The sequence below is a fragment of the Nocardiopsis sp. M1B1 genome (assembly GCF_052466615.1).
This window is the reverse complement of record NZ_CP196194.1, coordinates 4,941,500-4,956,876: the sequence shown is the minus strand read 5'-3', so window position 1 is coordinate 4,956,876 and position 15,377 is coordinate 4,941,500. Positions and strand designations below refer to the sequence as shown.

General features: G+C 74.8%; 16 protein-coding genes. 5 read left to right on the top strand and 11 right to left on the bottom strand.

Translation table 11 applies throughout. The annotated features are described in order from the left end of the window. Positions 1 to 32: 32 nt before the first annotated feature. The 3 genes from ACSTA4_RS21555 to ACSTA4_RS21545 form a co-directional block, all read right to left on the bottom strand. Complete coding sequence (locus tag ACSTA4_RS21555; protein WP_444960780.1) at positions 33 to 842, bottom strand: 3'(2'),5'-bisphosphate nucleotidase CysQ family protein; 810 nt, start codon at positions 840 to 842, stop codon at positions 33 to 35. Further along, complete coding sequence (locus ACSTA4_RS21550) at positions 839 to 1,891, bottom strand: ATP-grasp domain-containing protein (protein WP_444960779.1); 1,053 nt, start codon at positions 1,889 to 1,891, stop codon at positions 839 to 841. The genes ACSTA4_RS21555 and ACSTA4_RS21550 overlap by 4 nt, the downstream gene beginning before the upstream one ends. 292 nt (positions 1,892 to 2,183) lie before the next feature. Continuing rightward, positions 2,184 to 2,714 carry a YbhB/YbcL family Raf kinase inhibitor-like protein gene (locus tag ACSTA4_RS21545; RefSeq protein WP_248773803.1) on the bottom strand — a complete coding sequence of 177 codons (531 nt, stop codon included), beginning with the start codon at positions 2,712 to 2,714 and terminating at the stop codon, positions 2,184 to 2,186. A 341-nt stretch (positions 2,715 to 3,055) separates the two neighbouring features. On the opposite strand from ACSTA4_RS21545, the gene ACSTA4_RS21540 reads away from it, so the two are divergent. From ACSTA4_RS21540 to ACSTA4_RS21530, 3 genes are all read left to right on the top strand, one after another. Beyond that, positions 3,056 to 4,021, top strand: coding sequence for an LLM class F420-dependent oxidoreductase (locus tag ACSTA4_RS21540; RefSeq protein WP_444960778.1), 966 nt, complete (start codon positions 3,056 to 3,058; stop codon positions 4,019 to 4,021). 291 nt (positions 4,022 to 4,312) lie between these two features. Beyond that, positions 4,313 to 4,870 carry a VOC family protein gene (locus ACSTA4_RS21535; RefSeq protein WP_444960777.1) on the top strand — a complete coding sequence of 186 codons (558 nt, stop codon included), beginning with the start codon at positions 4,313 to 4,315 and terminating at the stop codon, positions 4,868 to 4,870. Beyond that, positions 4,851 to 5,660 (top strand): MerR family transcriptional regulator, encoded by an 810-nt coding sequence (locus tag ACSTA4_RS21530; RefSeq protein WP_444960776.1) that lies wholly within the window; start codon positions 4,851 to 4,853, stop codon positions 5,658 to 5,660. The genes ACSTA4_RS21535 and ACSTA4_RS21530 overlap by 20 nt, the downstream gene beginning before the upstream one ends. Positions 5,661 to 5,681: 21 nt before the next feature. Here the strand turns inward: ACSTA4_RS21530 and ACSTA4_RS21525 are convergent, their stop codons facing one another. Then, on the bottom strand, positions 5,682 to 7,031 hold the full coding sequence (locus tag ACSTA4_RS21525) for a PucR family transcriptional regulator (RefSeq protein WP_444960775.1): 1,350 nt from the start codon (positions 7,029 to 7,031) through the stop codon (positions 5,682 to 5,684). 419 nt (positions 7,032 to 7,450) lie between these two features. On the opposite strand from ACSTA4_RS21525, the gene ACSTA4_RS21520 reads away from it, so the two are divergent. Further along, the gene (locus ACSTA4_RS21520) at positions 7,451 to 7,942 is read left to right on the top strand and encodes a hypothetical protein (RefSeq protein WP_444960774.1); all 492 of its coding nucleotides are present in this window, start codon (positions 7,451 to 7,453) and stop codon (positions 7,940 to 7,942) included. 31 nt (positions 7,943 to 7,973) lie between these two features. Here ACSTA4_RS21520 and ACSTA4_RS21515 read toward each other — a convergent pair whose 3' ends face one another. From ACSTA4_RS21515 to ACSTA4_RS21505, 3 genes are read right to left on the bottom strand one after another with little or no spacing between them, the layout of a single operon-like run. After that, positions 7,974 to 8,120 carry a hypothetical protein gene (locus tag ACSTA4_RS21515; RefSeq protein WP_444960773.1) on the bottom strand — a complete coding sequence of 49 codons (147 nt, stop codon included), beginning with the start codon at positions 8,118 to 8,120 and terminating at the stop codon, positions 7,974 to 7,976. Positions 8,121 to 8,155: 35 nt separating this feature from the next. Beyond that, the gene (locus ACSTA4_RS21510; protein WP_248771466.1) at positions 8,156 to 8,731 is read right to left on the bottom strand and encodes a TetR/AcrR family transcriptional regulator; all 576 of its coding nucleotides are present in this window, start codon (positions 8,729 to 8,731) and stop codon (positions 8,156 to 8,158) included. After that, entirely contained in the window at positions 8,728 to 10,200 is a 1,473-nt protein-coding gene (locus ACSTA4_RS21505; protein WP_444960772.1) for an MFS transporter, read from the bottom strand. The genes ACSTA4_RS21510 and ACSTA4_RS21505 overlap by 4 nt, the downstream gene beginning before the upstream one ends. Positions 10,201 to 10,400: 200 nt before the next feature. On the opposite strand from ACSTA4_RS21505, the gene ACSTA4_RS21500 reads away from it, so the two are divergent. After that, positions 10,401 to 10,961 carry a hypothetical protein gene (locus ACSTA4_RS21500; RefSeq protein WP_444960771.1) on the top strand — a complete coding sequence of 187 codons (561 nt, stop codon included), beginning with the start codon at positions 10,401 to 10,403 and terminating at the stop codon, positions 10,959 to 10,961. Here the strand turns inward: ACSTA4_RS21500 and eda are convergent. Genes eda through manD form a run of 4 tightly spaced genes read right to left on the bottom strand, consistent with a single transcriptional unit; the run spans position 10,948 to position 15,348 of the window. Then, entirely contained in the window at positions 10,948 to 11,727 is a 780-nt protein-coding gene (eda, locus tag ACSTA4_RS21495) for a bifunctional 4-hydroxy-2-oxoglutarate aldolase/2-dehydro-3-deoxy-phosphogluconate aldolase (RefSeq protein ID WP_444960770.1), read from the bottom strand. The two genes, ACSTA4_RS21500 and eda, sit on opposite strands and share 14 nt — an antisense overlap. Beyond that, positions 11,724 to 13,178, bottom strand: a complete 1,455-nt coding sequence (locus ACSTA4_RS21490; protein WP_444960769.1) for a mannitol dehydrogenase family protein — start codon at positions 13,176 to 13,178, stop codon at positions 11,724 to 11,726. Before ACSTA4_RS21490 ends, eda begins: the two co-directional genes overlap by 4 nt. Then, positions 13,175 to 14,140, bottom strand: coding sequence for a PfkB family carbohydrate kinase (locus ACSTA4_RS21485; RefSeq protein WP_444960768.1), 966 nt, complete (start codon positions 14,138 to 14,140; stop codon positions 13,175 to 13,177). Before ACSTA4_RS21485 ends, ACSTA4_RS21490 begins: the two co-directional genes overlap by 4 nt. Then, positions 14,137 to 15,348: a D-mannonate dehydratase ManD gene (gene manD, locus ACSTA4_RS21480; protein ID WP_444960767.1), complete on the bottom strand. Its 1,212-nt coding sequence runs from the start codon at positions 15,346 to 15,348 to the stop codon at positions 14,137 to 14,139. The genes ACSTA4_RS21485 and manD overlap by 4 nt, the downstream gene beginning before the upstream one ends. Between the last annotated feature and the right edge of the window lie 29 nt (positions 15,349 to 15,377).

Genomic DNA, 15,377 nt, shown 5'->3' with positions numbered 1-15,377 from the left:
CACGGCCCCGGGGCGGCTCCCGGGGCGCGTTCTCAGGAGCCCAGCCAGCCCGAGACGGCCCGGCACACCGCGGGGTCGGCGGCGCCCACCAGCCCGGTGTGCTCGTAGGGCCCCCGGTAGTCGAACGGGCTTCCGTCCAGCCGGGTGACCAGGCCGCCCACCTCCTCCAGGACCAGGGCGGGCGCAGCCACGTCCCAGTCGCGCACCGGCACGTCCTTGACGAACAGGTGCGCGGACCCCTCGGCGACCAGGCACAGCTTCAGCGAGATGCTGCCGCTCTCCAGGTATCCGCCGTAGCCGAAGCGGTCGCCGACCCGGCGGGCGATCCCCTCCGGCCGCGGGGTGTTGTCGGTGAGCACGCCCCGTCCCGGCGGCGCGGGCCGCGGGGGCGGCAGGAGGCGTCCGTCCCGGCACGCGCCCCGGCCGCGCACCGCCGTGTAGAGGGTCGCGGTCTCGGGGGCGAACACGGCGGCCGCCTCCGGCCGCCCCCCGTTCACCAGCGCGGCCTGCGTCACGTACCCGGGGAACCCGTGGACGTAGCTGGCGGTCCCGTCGACGGGGTCGATCAGCCAGTACCGGTGCGGCCGCTCGCCGCGCAGCGACTCGGGGTCCTCCTCGCTGACCACCGGGATACGGCCGTCGATCGCGGTGAGCCGCTCGGACAGGGCCCGGTGCGCCATGGCGTCGGCCCGGGCCTTGAACTGGCTGCCCTCCCACACCCCGCTGCGCGCGTCCGCGTCGGAGCGCCACTCCCGCAACAGGCCGCCGACCTCCACGACCGCCGACGCCATCGCCTCGACCAGCGGGCGCGCCCCGGCGGTCCCTGTCGCGGAGCCGGTCAACGCACACGCACCGGAACGACCGGGACCGGTCCCGTGCCGCCCGCGGACAGCTGCCGGGGCAGCTCCGCGCCGACCGCGGGGGCGGGGGAGATGCCGTGGGAGGTGAACTCCGCCTCGCTGACGAACTCGTCCGTCCACCGCCGCACCATCGCCACCCCCTCGCGCCAGTCGTCCTCCAGGCGGGGCCCGTCCGCGACGGCCTGCCGCAGCAGCCCCGTGATCTCGTCGACCCCGGCCGCCGCGGTGAGCGAGGCCGTGGAGGAGAAGCGCGGGTTGATCTCGAAGATCCTCGGCCTGCCGTCCGCGTCCAGGCACAGCTGCACGTTGAAGGGTCCGTCGGCGCGCAGCGCGGACTGGACCGCCCGGCAGACGCGGGCCACCTCGCGGTGGCGCCGGGTCACCGCGTACCTGGTCACGCCCTGCTTGAGGACGACCTCCTTGGGCACCACGGCCTGGACCACGCCGTCCCGCCACACCACCACGGACACCGTGTACTCGGGGCCGCCGACCAGCTCCTGGACGATCAGCTCGTCCGCCGCGTAGCCGCCCTCGGACACCACCCGCGCCATGTCGCGGACCGAGTCGATGACCACCACCCCGCGGCTCCCGCGCCCGCAGCGCGGTTTGACGATGAGGCCGCCGGGCGCGGAGTCCGCGGCGTCGCTCGGCCACTCCGAGGCCAACCAGGTGCGCGGCACGCCGATCCCGGCCTCCTCCAGCTCGCGCATCAGCACGTACTTGTCCAGGCAGGTGGTGACGAAGTCCAGCCGGGGCAGCAGCACCTCCACGCCGTCCTTGGCGAGCTCGCCCACCCTGACGAGTTCCTCGTCGACCAGGGGGATGACCGCGACGGCGCCCTCGTCCGCGCACAGCGTCCGCATCCTGGGCAGGAAGGCCTCGCTGTCGCCCGGCGGCACCAGGTACCCGCGGTCGGCCAGGTACAGGCCCGGGGCGGCGGGGTCCACGTCGGTCGCCACCACGCGGAAACCCTGTTCGCGCAGGTGGAGGATGGTCCCGGGTGTGGGCGCCGACCCCGCTGTCGTGACCACGACGGTTGGTTTGCTCGCAGGCTGCTGTGGCACCGGTCGAACCCTTTCCGACGTGGACGGCGGACTGGGGGGATGGTTACCGAGCCTAGACCTCGAGGTGCCCGATAGCCCGGAAGTGGCCGAATCCGGTTGTCAGGACAACCGAAAGGGCTCACTGCGCGTGTGTCCCCCGGCCCCCGGGAGGACAGGGCCGAGGGCGGGCGGTGCGGCACGGACGCACGCGGCCCGCCCCCGACGCGTCGCGCGACTGCCGAACCCGGTCCCGGCCCGGGCCCCGCGCCGCCCGCGCGGGCTACTCCACCTCGTAGACGGGGGTGATCATCGCGCGGCCCAGCGCGTGCGAGAACAGGTTGAAGCCGAGGAAGGCCGGGCTGGCCGACTCGTCCACCTCCAGGCGGGGCACGTCCACCGCGTGCACCACGAAGAAGTACCGGTGCGGGCCGTGCCCGGCGGGCGGTGCCGCGCCGACGTAGCGGTGTCCGCCCGCGTCGTTGCGCAGGGTGACGGCCGCCTCGGGGAGGCCGGAGCCGTCCCCCGCGCCCGCGGCCAGCTCGGTGACGTCGGCCGGGATGTTGGCCACCGACCAGTGCCAGAAGCCGCTGGCGGTGGGGGCGTCCGGGTCGAAGCAGGTGACGGCGAAGCTGCGCGTCCCCTCGGGGAAGCCGCTCCAGGACAGGTGCGGCGAGACGTCCCCGCCTCCGGCGCCCATGATCCCGCTGACCTGGGCCTGGGGCAGGGTCTGTCCGTCGGCGACGTCGTTGCTGGTGACGGTGAACGACGCGACCTGGGGCAGGAAGTCGTAGGGGGAGGGTGGCGTGGCCACGAAGGGGCCTCCTTCGTTCGTCTGGGATGCGCTCGTACGGCCCGGCCGGGGGAGCCCGCCGTCGGCGGGGCTCCGGTCCGGGCCCTACGAACATACGCCCCAGCGGGCACGCGCGTCCCGGGGGCGGCACGCCGTGTCGGGAGGGCGGCGGCGGTGCGCCGCTCCGGAGCGGCGCGGTGCGCCGGGCGGGAGGGGTGCGGTCCGCCGAGCCCCGAGGGGTGCGGTGCGCGGCTGCCGGCGGCGAAGGAGGGAGGCCCCCGAGACAACAGACCGACCGGGCGGTACGGTGCTGCCAGCACGGAACGAGAACCGGATTCGGTTCCACACCGACAGGAGTCGCCATGACCACTCGCTGGGGCATCACCATCCCGCTGGAGGGGGTCCCGCTCTCCGAGCAGCGGACCCTCGTCGAGCGGCTGCCGGACCTGGGCTACACCGACGTCTGGTCGGCCGAGGCCAACGGCACCGACGCCTTCACCCCCCTCGCCCTGGCCAGTGTGTGGGCGCCCCGGCTGCGCCTGGGCACCGCGATCGTGCCCGCCTACACGCGCGGCCCGGCCACCCTGGCGATGAGCGCCGCCGCCCTGGCCGCCGCCGCGCCGGGCCGCTTCGCCCTGGGCGTCGGCACGTCCTCCAACGTGATCGTGGAGCGGTGGAACTCCATCCCCTTCGAAGAGCCTTACAAGAAGGTGCGCGACACCGTGCGCTTCCTCCGCGCCGCGCTCACCGGCGCGAAGGTCAAGGAGGACTACGACACCTTCAGCGTCAACGGCTTCACGCTCGGTGCGGTCCCCGAGCAGGCGCCCCCGCTGCTGGTGGCGGCGCTGCGGCCGGGCATGCTCCGCCTCGCCGGACGCGAGGGCGACGGAGCCGTCGTCAACTGGCTCTCGCCGGAGGACGTGCGCACGGTGGTGCCCTATGTGCGCCGGTACGGCGAGGACAAGGAGGTGGTCGCGCGGATTTTCGCCGTCCCCGACGCCGACCCGGACACCGCCCGGGGGATCGGCCGCTGGGCGATCTCGGCCTACCTCAACGTCCCCGTCTACCGGGCGTTCCACGAGTGGCTGGGCCGCGAGGAGCTCACCCCCATGTGGAAGGCGTGGGACGAGGGGGACCGCAGGGGCGCGCTGGCCGCGATCCCGGACTCGGTGGTGGACCAGCTCATCGTGCACGGCCCCGCCGAGTACTGCCGCGAGCGGATCCGGGCCTACGCCGACAACGGGGTGACCACCCCGGTCGTCGCGCCGATCGGCCCGCCGAACGCGGACCCGGCCGCGGTGGTGCGGGCGCTGGCGCCGCGGGGCTGAGGGGCGGGGCGCGGGCAGCGCGAAGCGGGAGGGCCCTGGGGACCCCCCGCTTACCACGCTAGTCCCCGGCGGAACGGTCGAGGAAGGCCGACCTCTCGCCTGTGGACGACCGCCGGGCCCGCCCCCGCGGGCGGTGCCCGGGGTTCCGCGCGCCCGTCACCCGCCGTGTCCGGGCGGGGCCGGCGTCGCGGACGTCAGCGGCTCGGCCGACGACGGCGACGCCGCCTGATGCGGTCGGGTGCACGGATCGGGCTTGACCCTCACGCCGCGTGAGGCGGGACGGTGGACCGCATGAGCGATTTCTTCAGCGCGTTCGAGATGGGACCCGTGTCCGAGCGTGGACCGGGGGCGGTAGCGCCAGAGGTGTTCCGCGGTATCTACGCGATGCCGGTGTTCGTGACGGTTCCGACGCCGGACCTGGCGGCGTCGACGGACTTCTGGCTGCGGGGGTTCGGCTTCGTCGAACTGTTCAGCGTCCCGGGGCAGGTGGTCCACCTGCGCCGGTGGGCGTTCCAGGACGTCCTGCTCGTCCCTGCAGCGGCCGGCGCCGAGCCGCCCGAAGCGCCGACGGTGAGCGTGAGCTTCCTGTGCGTGCTGAGCGAGGTCGATCCGCTCGTCGAGGCGTGTTCGGACCTCGTGCCGGGCAGCGTGGCCGGGCCGCGGGACACGCCGTGGCGTACCCGCGACGTCGAGGTGACCACCCCTGAGGGAGCGCGGGTCGTGTTCACCGCGGCACAGGAGTTCGACCCTGACAGCCAGGAGGCGCGTGATCTCGCCTCGGTCGGAATCGTCGCCCCGGAATCGGAGGGGGAGGGCCACAATGGTGTCCATGGTCGAACGCGAGCGTGACGTCCGTGGCGGTGTCACGGTGGGCGCGGCCGCCGGACTGGTGGGGGTGACCGTCCGCACGCTTCACCACTGGGACGAGATCGGCTTGGCGTCGCCGTCCGCGCGCACCACCGCCGGCTACCGCCAGTACACCGACGCGGACCTGCAACGGCTGCGTCGGATCGTCGCGTACAGGGAGGCCGGCCTCGGGCTGGACGCGGTGCGTGAGGTCCTCGACGACCGGACGGCGGAGATCGGCGCCACCCTGCGTGAGCAGCGCGCCCGGCTCGCCGAGCGTATCCGGGACCTGCGACGGCTCGACGAGCGCCTGGAACGGATGACCGAGGCCCACGAGCGGGGGATCCTCCTCGACGACGAAGCGCAGTCGGAGGTCTTCGGGGCGGACTGGGACGCCCACCGGTCCCGGAGGGCCCGCACCGTGTGGGGGGATTCCGAGCAGTGGGCGCAGTTCGCCGAGCGGTCCGCCTCCCGCACGCGGGAGCAGTGGCGGTCGCTCTCCTCGGCGATGTCCGCGTTGCAGCGCGATCTGGGCGACGCCCTCGACCGGGGTGTCGTCCCGGGCAGCCCGGAAGCGGACGCGCTCGTCGAACGCCACCGCGAAGTGTTCTCCGACTTCTTCCCGCTCACACGGCAGATGCAGGTGTGTCTGGGGAGGATGTTCGAGTCCGACCCCGGTTTCTCCTCCCACTACGACGGAATCCGGTTCGGGCTGGCCTCCTGGTTTCGGCAGAGCATCGACGAGTGCGCCCGCACCCACGGGATCGACCCGGACACAGCTGTCTGGCAGTGACCCCGTGAGCGGGAACGCCCGTCACCCACCGTCCGGCCACACCGGCCCCTCCTCCAGGGGACCGAGCAGACGGCGGGCCCGCAGGACCAGTTCCAGTTCGAAACGCTCTCCGGGCTCGCGCAGCCGTTCTCCGAACAGCTCCTCCAACCGGCGAAGCCGGTAGCGCACGGTCTGGGGGTGGATGCGCAGCCGCTCGGCGGCCTCGTTGGCGTTGAGCCCCGACTCCAGCCAGGCCAGCAGGGTGTCGGCCATCCGCTCCCGCTGCGGCGGACGCAGCGGCGCCAGCGGTGCGAGCCGGGACCGCGTCATCTCCGCGACCAGCCCGGGGTCGCGCGAGAGCAGCAGCGCGGGCAGGTGGTCGTCCCAGCGCACCACGCCCCCGCCCGGCACCACGCCCGTGCGCACGAGTTCGGCCAGGTCCCGGGCCCGGGCCAGCGACAGCGGCGCCCGGTCCAGGGGCACGCTCGGGCCCAGCACCGCGCAGGACCCGCGCAGCGAGCGTTCCAGCGACCGCAGCCGCCCCGGCCCCTCGGGGTCGGGCACCACCGCACACGGCTCCACGCGGTCCAGGCCCACGAGCACGTCCGACGGCAGCGCGGTGAGGTGCGAGAACGCCTCCGCCGAGGCTGACAGCGCGTCCGCCGACGAGCCGACCGCGGCCGCCCGGGCCACCGAGGCCGGACCGCTCGTGCCGCTCGGGCCGCCCGGGACCGCCGTCGCGCCGTCCGTGCCCCGGTACAGCAGCGCCACCGCCATCCGCTCGGGCAGCCGCCACCGGGCGGCCCGGGCCAGCGCGGGTACAGCCTCCGCCTCCCGCCGCGTGCCTGCCCCGGCCAGCAGCACCTCCAACAACCGCGCCCGGCGCCTGCGCAGCGCCTCCACCCCGGCGCCGCGCACCCGCGCGTGGCCCTCGGCCGCGGCGGTCGAGACCTCCTCCTGGAACGCGAAGATCGCCTCTCCCAGCACCGCCATGTGGTCGCGGGTGAGCGCGTCCGCGTCGGCCAGCCGTCGCCACGCCACGGCCGCCGCCGTGCGCATCCCCGTGTGCAGGCACTCCAGGGTGCGCCCGTGCCGGGCCTCGTCCGCGCCGAAGGCCCGGAACTCGGCGGCCAGCGCGTCCACGTGCCCGGGGGAGCGGCCGCCGCCCTCCACCCGGTCCAGGAAGGCGCGCAGACCGGCTTCCACAGTCCGTCGCAGACCCTCGGCGTCGGCGGGCTCCAGGGGCGCGGCGTGGAACTCCGCCCGGCGCCGGATGCCCTCCAGTGCCTCCTCCGCCAGCGACGGCACCAGCGGGCGCAGCCGGGCGCCCAGCTCCGGGGGGATACGGGTGAACGGGTCCGTCGGACGGCTCTCCCGCAGGGGGTAGGTCATGTCACCTCCGGCGCGGACGCACGGCGGAGCCGTCCGTGGCACGCCCGCGCGTGCTCTGTGCGCCAGAAAGTCCGGAGCGGTTCCGTCGGGAGGGGACCGCGTTCCCATATCACCAGAGCCCGACCCTGTGGACAACCCCTGCGTCCGTCGCGGGTCGGGCTTCTGGTGATGGGTGTGAGGCCCGTCCCCGCCGACAACCCCTGCGTCCGTCGCGGGTCGGGCTTCTGGTGATGGGTGTGAGGCCCGTCCCCGCCGACAACCCCTGTGTTCGTCGCGGGCGGGGCTTCTGGTGACGGCCGGAAGCCCTTCCGCCCGGACGACCCCGGGTCAGTCCCGGCCGCTCGGACACCGCTGGTCACGCGGCGGGCCGATACGGTAACAATGGTGCGACGCCCCAGCCCCCTCGAAAGGCGCCCGCCATGAGACGACTTCCGCTGTCCGCTCCGCTACTGGCCCTGCTCCTCGCCGCCACCGCCTGCTCCGGCGAGGAGGCCCCGGAGGAGACCGCGGGGCAGGCCGAGGAGAGCGCCGCCGCGGTGGAACCGGTGGACCCGGACGCCGAGACCCACGTGCGGCGCGCCGCGCAGGGCTTCCTCGCCTCCCTCACGGCCGCCGACGGCGAGGCGGGCTGCGCGCTGATGGACGAGGCCGCGCGCACGGTGGTGGCCGACGAGCACGGGGCCGAGGACTGCCCGGCGGCCTTCCCGCTCTACGCCGAGTCGCTTCAGGGCGGTGAGGGCATCGAGGTCGGCGAGGTCACCATGGACACCGACCTGGAGGGGGAGGTCCCCATCGCCACGGTCGCCCTGGTCTACCCCGGCGAGGACCACGGGCCCCTGGAGATGCGCCGCGACTCCGACGACCAGTGGGTGGCCACCCGCCTGCCGGCCACCTCCCCGGGCGGAGCCTGAGGCCGCCCGGGTCCGCGGCGCCGCGCCCGGCTCAGCTGAAGAACGCGTAGCCGAGGACCATGCCCACGACCACGACCACCACGGCCGACAGCGGCCACACCCACTGGGCGATCCTCTCCCTCGCCGAGGGCCTGCGCCCGTCCTCGCTCCGCCTTTCGGTCTCTCTCGCGCTGTTCACACCGTCCGGCTTACCAGACGGCGGCTCCGGCGGGGTCACGGCTCGCCCGGCCGGTCGGCGCAGGCCCGCGCGCAGGCGTCGACCTGCTGCTGGATCAGGGGCGCGTACAGGTCCAGCAGCTCCTCCCGGGAGGTCTCCTCCTCCGGGAACATGCCCAGGACGCGGACGCCCTCGGCGAGACCGAGCATCTGGCAGGAGACGGCGCTGGCGTAGCGGCGCCCGGGGGTGGTGTCCCCGAGCAGGGCGCCCACGCTGTCCAGGAGTTTCGCGCGCACCTCCGCGCGGGAGCGGTCGGGGTCGGGGGACTCGCGCACGTGGGCGGTGGTGGCCAGCCAGCCCTCCGGCGCGCCGTGCTCACGGCGGGCCAGGACCTTGCGCACCAGGGCGCGGCCGATGGCGGAGCGGGGCAGGTCCAGCTCGGCCAGGGGGAGGTCGTGCGGCCCCACCTCGTTGAAGAGTTCGGCCTTGCTGCCGTGGTGCTTGATCACCAGGGCGGGGGAGACCCCCGCGGCGGCGGCGATGTCTCGCACGGTCACCCCCTTGTAGCCGTGCTCGAAGAAGAGCCGCCGCGCCGCGGCGACGACGGCGCCGCGGCTGTCGGTCCCGGTCACGCTTCCACCTCCCGCTGGTCGCGCGCGGGCCCCTCGCCCGCTCCGGTGGGCAGCGTACGGGGTTCGTCCGTGTCCGCGACGGAGGGGGCGCGTCCCGGGACGAAGGCGCCCACCAGCACACTGACCAGACACGCCGCCGCGCCGAGCCAGTGGGACAGGTCCATGGCCTGGGCGGAGGGGAACACCACGCCGCCCACGTCCACGGTCAGCGAGGCGAAGACCAGCGCGACCACCGCACTGCCGCTGGAGGTGCCCAGCGACCGGACCAGGGCGTTGAGCCCGTTCGCCGACGCGGTCTCGCTCCGGGGCGCGGAGGCCATGACCAGGGAGGGCATGGCGGCGAACGCGATGGCGGTGCCGATGCTGACGAACATCGTCCCCGCCATCACCTCCAGCACGGTGTCGGCGTTGAACACCCGCCACAGGTAGGTCAGGCCCATGATCGCCCCGCCGGTCACCAGGGTCGGCTTCCCGCCCCACCGGTTGAGCATGCGGCTGGCGACGGGCGAGAACACCAGCATCATCAGACCACTCGGCACCATCGCCAGCCCGGCGACGGCCACGGGCAGGGCCAGCCCGTACCCGGTCTCCACGGGCACCTGGAGCTCCTGCGTGGTGACCAGGCTGTTGAGGAACATCGCGAACCCGACGAAGTACGAGGAGACGTTGGTGAGCAGGACCGGGCGGCGAAAGGCCGTGCGCAGGTTCACCATGGGCTCGCGCGTGCGCAGCTGGAGGGGGACCCACACCAGGAGCGCGACGGCGGAGAACGCGGTCAGGCCCAGGGTCTGGCCGCTGGTCCAACCCCACGACGCGCCCTTGGACAGCGCGAGCAGGAAGCCCACGAGGACGATCGAGAGCACGAGCGCGCCCGTGATGTCGAAGCGGCCGGGGAAACGCTCGGGGGACTCCTCGACCAGCAGGCGGATGAGCACGAGGAGCACCGCGCCCACGGCCGCCGTCGACCAGAACAGGGAGGTCCAGCCGAACGCGCTGTAGAGCACGCCGGACAGCGGCAGCCCCAGGGCGGAGCCGATGCCCAGGGTGGCGCTCATCAGGGCGATGCCCCCGGCGAGCTTCTCCCTGGGCAGCTCGTCGCGCATGATGCTCATGCCCACCGGGATCAGGGCGGCGCCGAACCCCTGCAGGGCGCGCCCGACCAGCATCGGCACGAAGCTGCCGCCCAGGGCCGCGATGAGCGAGCCCGCCGTCATGACCGCGAGGGAGACGAGCAGCATCCTGCGCTTGCCGTACATGTCGGCCATGCGGGAGACGATCGGCGTGGCCACGGCTCCGGTGAGTAGCGTGGCGGTGACCAGCCAGGACGCGTCGTCGGCGGACACGCCGAGGATCTGGGGGAGGTCCGGCAGCAGGGGGATGACGAGGGTCTGCTGCAACGAGACGATCAGGCCGCAGAGGGTGAGGATTCCCGTGGTCGCCCAGGAGGGCAGGCGCGGGGCGGACGGCATCGTGCCTCCAGGTGGCGTGTGGGGGTGAACAGGTGTTTACCCCTGTCGAGTAAACACTGTTGCCTCCGTGGCGGTCAAAGCGCCGGAGCCCACTGCGACCCTTCTCACGGGCCGCGCGTCCGCGTACACCGGAATCCGCGTACACCGGAATACGTCCTCGGCTGTACGCCGTCTCCGGCCCGCGCTCGGATACTGGCCGCATGGACACCGTGACGACCCCCCGACGGCGCCTGGGCGCCCGTACCCGCAAGACCGTCCTGCTGACCCACATCGCCGCGGCCGGAAGCTGGCTCGGGCTCGACCTCGTCCTGGGCCTCCTCGTCGTCACCGCGCTGCTCGGCGGCGACGACGCCTCCGTCGCGGTCGCCCTCGCGGCCTTCGCGACGTGGCCGCTGGTCGCGGTCGGCGCCCTCACCCTGCTGTCCGGGATCGTCCTGGGCTGGGGGACCAGGTACGGACTGGTCCGTTACTGGTGGGTCCTGCTCAAACTGGCGGCCAACGTCGTGCTGCTGACCCTCGTGGTCCTGCTGCTCTCGCCCGAGGTCACCGCGCTGGCGGCCCGGGCCCGCACCGCCCTCGCCGAGGAGGCGCCCTTCGCGGTCGGCGCCCAGCTCCTGTTCCCGCCCCTGGTCTCCACCACCGCGGTCGCCGCGGCCATGGCCCTGTCGGTGTTCAAACCCTGGGGGCGCGTCCGCGGGCGCCCCCGGCGTGCCCGCACCGGCGAGCCGGGCCCTCAGCGGGCCCCGGTCACGCGCCCGTAGGACCCGGGCCGACGTGCGGCGGCGCGGAGCCGGGACGGCCGTCCCCGCTAGTTCCCGCGCCCAGGCGCACCGCCGCAGCGGCCAACCCGGTGATCCGCGCCCAGCCCCCCGTCCGGACCGCGTCCCCGGGGGTCAGCCAGCTCCCCCCGACGCACGCCACGTTGTCCAGGGCCAGGTAGTCGGCGGCCGTGGCGGCCGTGATCCCGCCCGTGGGGCAGAACACCACGTCGGGGACCGGGCCCGCCACCGAGCGCAGGAACGGGATTCCCGGAACCGACGCGGGGAAGAGCTTCTGCGCGAGCATCCCCGCCTCGCGGGCGGCCAGCACCTCGCTGACGGTGGCCACCCCCGGCAGGGCCGGAACTCCGATCGCGACCAGGTGGCGCAGCATCCGGTCCGTGGTGCCGGGCGTGACCAGGAAGCGCGCCCCGGCCTCCGCGGCCTCGTCGGCCTGGCGGGGGGTGAGCACGGTCCCCGCGCCCACCACCATGTCCGGCACGTCCTCCGCGATCGCCCGGACCGCCTCCAGGGCGCCGGGCGTGCGCAGCGTGACCTCCACGACGCCCACACCGCCCGCCAGCAGCGCCTCCGCCAGGGGGACCGCCCGTCCGGGGGAGTCCACCGTCACCACGGGCACGACCGGCGACAGCGCCAGTACGGCCCCGATGCCGCCGCCTCCGCCGTCCCCCTCGCTCCGGCCGCTCCTCCCGGCCACGCCGTTCCCGTCGTCCGTGCCGCGTACGTCGTCCCTGTCACCCGCGCTCACGAAGCGACCTCGGCCGCCAGCGCGCCGCCCCCGGCGGACACGACCCCGTACCAGTGGACCAGCAGTTCGGTGAACACCGGATGGGACGCCAGGTCCCCGGGGAAGACCTCCGAGCGCAGCAGCGCGGCGACCACCTCCCGCGCCCCGCCGCTCCCGGGCAGCAGCGCGCGCAGGGAGTCGGCCAGCGGGTCCTCCAGTCCGGGACCGGCCGTGGCGACGTGGTGCATCCACGCCGCCACCACCAGGGCGCTCCACCGCGGCTCGCCGCCCCCGGCCAGCACGTCCCGGACCGTGGGCACGACACGGGGGCCGAGCTTCTGGGAGCCGTCGGCCCCGACCTTGGCGGTGGTGTGGCCCAGCGCGGGGTTGGCGAACCGGCGCAGCACCGACGCGGCGTAGGCCCCGCCGTCCAGGCCCTCGGGCAGGGTGAGCGAGGGCAGGACCTCCTCGTGGACGAGGCGGCGGGCCGCCGTCGCCACGGTGTCGTCGGCGGCGCACGCGGCGATCGTCGTGTGCCCCACGGACAGGCCGAGATAGGCGAGCAGGGAGTGGCTGGCGTTGAGCACGCGCAGCTTGGCCGCCTCCCAGGGCCGCACGTCGTCGGTGATCGTGGCCCCGGCCGCCTCCCACCGCGGGCGCGGACCGGCGAAGCGGTCCTGGATCACCCACTGGTGGAAGGGCTCGGCGACCACGGCCGCCTCGTCGCGCAGGCCCAGCTCAGCCTCGACCGCGTCCAGGTCCGCCGCCGTGGTGGCCGGGACGATCCGGTCCACCATCGTGTTCGGGAAGGCCGCGTGCTCCTGGACCCAGGACCGCAGCCGCTCGCCCTCCGCACCCGGCAGGGCGTCGGCGAAGTCGGCGACCAGCGCGGCCGTCAGCTCACCGTTGTCGGGCAGGTTGTCGCAGGACAGCACGGTCACCGGACCGGCGTCCCGGAGCTGGCGCAGCTGGAGGCCGCGCGCGATCTGCCCCACTGGCGTGAGCGGCGGGCCGCCGTCCAGGTCGGCGCGCACCCGGGGGTCGCCGGTGTCCAGGCGCCCCGTGACCGGGTGCGCCAGGTACCCCTTCTCCGTGACCGTGAGGGTGACGACCCGGGTGTCGGGGTGGGCGATGCGCTCCGCCACCGCCCACGGATCGGCCGGGCCGGACAGGGTCTCGCGGACGGAGGAGACCACCCGCGCGGGGCGGGCGCCCTCACCGCGTTCGGTGACCGTGAACAGGCCGTCCTGCGGGGCCAACTGCTCCCACACCCGGGCCGAGCGCCCGGTCACCGCGCTGATGCCCCACCCGGTCTCGCCCGCGGCGAGCATGGCCTCCTCTGTCAGGACCGCGCCGTGGGCGCGGTAGAACGCGCCGATCCCGAGGTGGACCACCCCGGTGCGCAGGTCGGCGCGGTCCAGGGCGGTGGTGCGCCCCGCGGCCCGCAGCGCCGCCAGGTCCAGCCGGGTCATCGCGTCGCCTCCTTCTCGCCCCGCGCGTGCGCGCGGGTCTGTTCCAGGGTCGGCAGGAAACCGGTTCCGCCGCGCCCGCCCACGCTCAGACTGGCCGCGGCGGCCGCCAGGCGCGCGGCCTCCGCGAGGGGGTCGCCCAGGGTCAGGCGCGCGGTCAGGGTACCCACGAACACGTCCCCCGCGCCGGTCTGGTCCAGGACCCGGGGAGCGGGGACCGCGTCGATCCAGGACTCCTCCCACGGCGTGGCCAGGTGGACGCCGCGCGACCCGCAGGTCACCGCGACGTTGCGGGCGCCCGCCTCCAGGAGGCGGCGGGCCGCCTCGGCCGGGGTGGCGCTGTCCAGCAGGGCGGAGGTCTCGCCGGGGTGGGAGGGGGTCACCAGGTGGGCGCTCCTGGCCAGCTCCGCGAGGGTCGCGGCGCCCTCCTCCCGCGAGGCCAGCCGCGGCCGGTGGTTGGGGTCGAACACGAACCTACGGGCCAGGCGCGCCGCGGCCAGGACCGCCCGGCGCGCGCTGTCGGAGACCGCGCAGGCGATGCCGCCCGCCACGACCGCCCCCGCCGCGCCGACCGCCTCCTCGTCCAGGTCCTCCGGGGACAGGGTCGAGCCCACGCTCCCGGCGCGCGCGTAGGAGAAGGCGCGTTCGCCCTCGGGGTCGCTGTGCACCAGGTACACGCCCTGCTGCCCGGGGCGGAAGCGCAGCATGCCGGTGGAAACGCCCAGCTCCGCGACGCGGTCGGCGACCGCCCGCCCGAGCTCGTCGTCGGTCAGGACGGCGGCCAGGCCGACCCTGGCCCCGGCCCGGGACGCCGCCGCGGCGACGTTCAGGGCGTCGCCCGAGACGCCGAGCCTGGCCGGGACCCCGTGCGCGACGGGGGCGTCGGTGGCCACCTCCAGCAGGACCTCGCCCAGGACGACGACGTCCAGCGGCCCGCTCTCATCCGTCAGTGCGTGCGTGCTCACCAGTCGTGCACCGTTCCGTCGAGCCGCCGGTTGACCGGCAGGTACCTGGGTTCGTAGGGGTGGCGGGCCGCGGCCTCCTCGTCGAACTCCACGCCCAGGCCCGGGGCGTCGCCGGGGTGCATGTACCCGTCCGAGAAGGAGTAGGAGGTGCGGAAGACCTCCGCGTAGGGGCCGGTGTGGCCCATGTGCTCCTGGATGCCGAAGTTGGGGATGGCCAGGTCGAGGTGGAGCGCCGCGGCCATGGCGACCGGCGACAGGTCACCGGCGCCGTGCGAGCCCGAGCGCACCCCGTACAGCTCCGCGAGCGAGAACACTCGGCGCAGGTGGGTGATGCCGCCGGTGTGAGACACCGAGGCGCGGACGTAGTCGATGAGCCGCTCGGTGATGAGCTGCTGGCAGTCCCAGATCGAGTTGAACACCTCGCCCACCGCCACGGGGGTGGTGGTGTGCTGGCGCAGGATCCGGAACGCGGACTGGTCCTCGGCCGGGGTCGGGTCCTCCATCCAGAACAGCCGGTACGGTTCGAGCGCCGCGCCCAGGCGGCCCGCCTCGATCGGGGTGAGCCGGTGGTGCACGTCGTGCAGCAGGTGCACGCCGTAGCCGAACTGCTCGCGGACGTGGGCGATCATGGCCGGCGCGAAGTCCAGGTAGGCCGGGGTGTCCCAGGTGTCCTCCTGGGGCCGGTTGCCGCTGGCGGGCTCGTACACCCGGCCGTCCGCCGGGGCGATCCCGTAGGTCTTGTCCAGTCCGGGGACCGCGGCCTGGACCCGGATCGCCCGGTAGCCCAGGTCCAGGTGGCGCTGGAAGTCCTCGGAGAGCCCGTCCAGCGACGTGCCGCTGGCGTGCCCGTAGACCAGGACGCCCTCGCGCGAGGCCCCGCCCAGGAGCTGGTAGAGGGGCATGCCCGCGGCCTTGCCCTTGATGTCCCACAGCGCCACGTCCACGGCGGCGATCGCGGTCATCGTCACCGGGCCGCGGCGCCAGTAGGCGCCCTTGTACAGGTACTGCCAGGTGTCCTCGATCCGCCGCGCGTCGCGTCCGACGAGCAGCGGGCACACGTGGTCGCGCAGGTAGGAGGCGACCGCGAGTTCGCGGCCGTTGAGCGTGGCGTCGCCGATGCCGGTGACGCCGTCCTCGGTCTCGACCACCAGGGTGACGTAGTTGCGGCCGGGCGAGGACACGACGACACGCGCGTCGGTGATCTTCACGGAATGCCCTTTCTGGGATGGAGGGGGAG

Coding starts and splice junctions, on each gene's coding strand:
- ACSTA4_RS21505 (WP_444960772.1), bottom strand. CDS start 10,200: ATGCCGTCCGCCCCGCGCCTGCCCTCCTGGGCGACCACGGGAATCCTC.
- ACSTA4_RS21490 (WP_444960769.1), bottom strand. CDS start 13,178: ATGACCCGGCTGGACCTGGCGGCGCTGCGGGCCGCGGGGCGCACCACC.
- ACSTA4_RS21540 (WP_444960778.1), top strand. CDS start 3,056: ATGACCACTCGCTGGGGCATCACCATCCCGCTGGAGGGGGTCCCGCTC.
- ACSTA4_RS21500 (WP_444960771.1), top strand. CDS start 10,401: ATGGACACCGTGACGACCCCCCGACGGCGCCTGGGCGCCCGTACCCGC.
- ACSTA4_RS21525 (WP_444960775.1), bottom strand. CDS start 7,031: ATGACCTACCCCCTGCGGGAGAGCCGTCCGACGGACCCGTTCACCCGT.
- ACSTA4_RS21535 (WP_444960777.1), top strand. CDS start 4,313: ATGAGCGATTTCTTCAGCGCGTTCGAGATGGGACCCGTGTCCGAGCGT.
- ACSTA4_RS21520 (WP_444960774.1), top strand. CDS start 7,451: ATGAGACGACTTCCGCTGTCCGCTCCGCTACTGGCCCTGCTCCTCGCC.
- ACSTA4_RS21530 (WP_444960776.1), top strand. CDS start 4,851: ATGGTCGAACGCGAGCGTGACGTCCGTGGCGGTGTCACGGTGGGCGCG.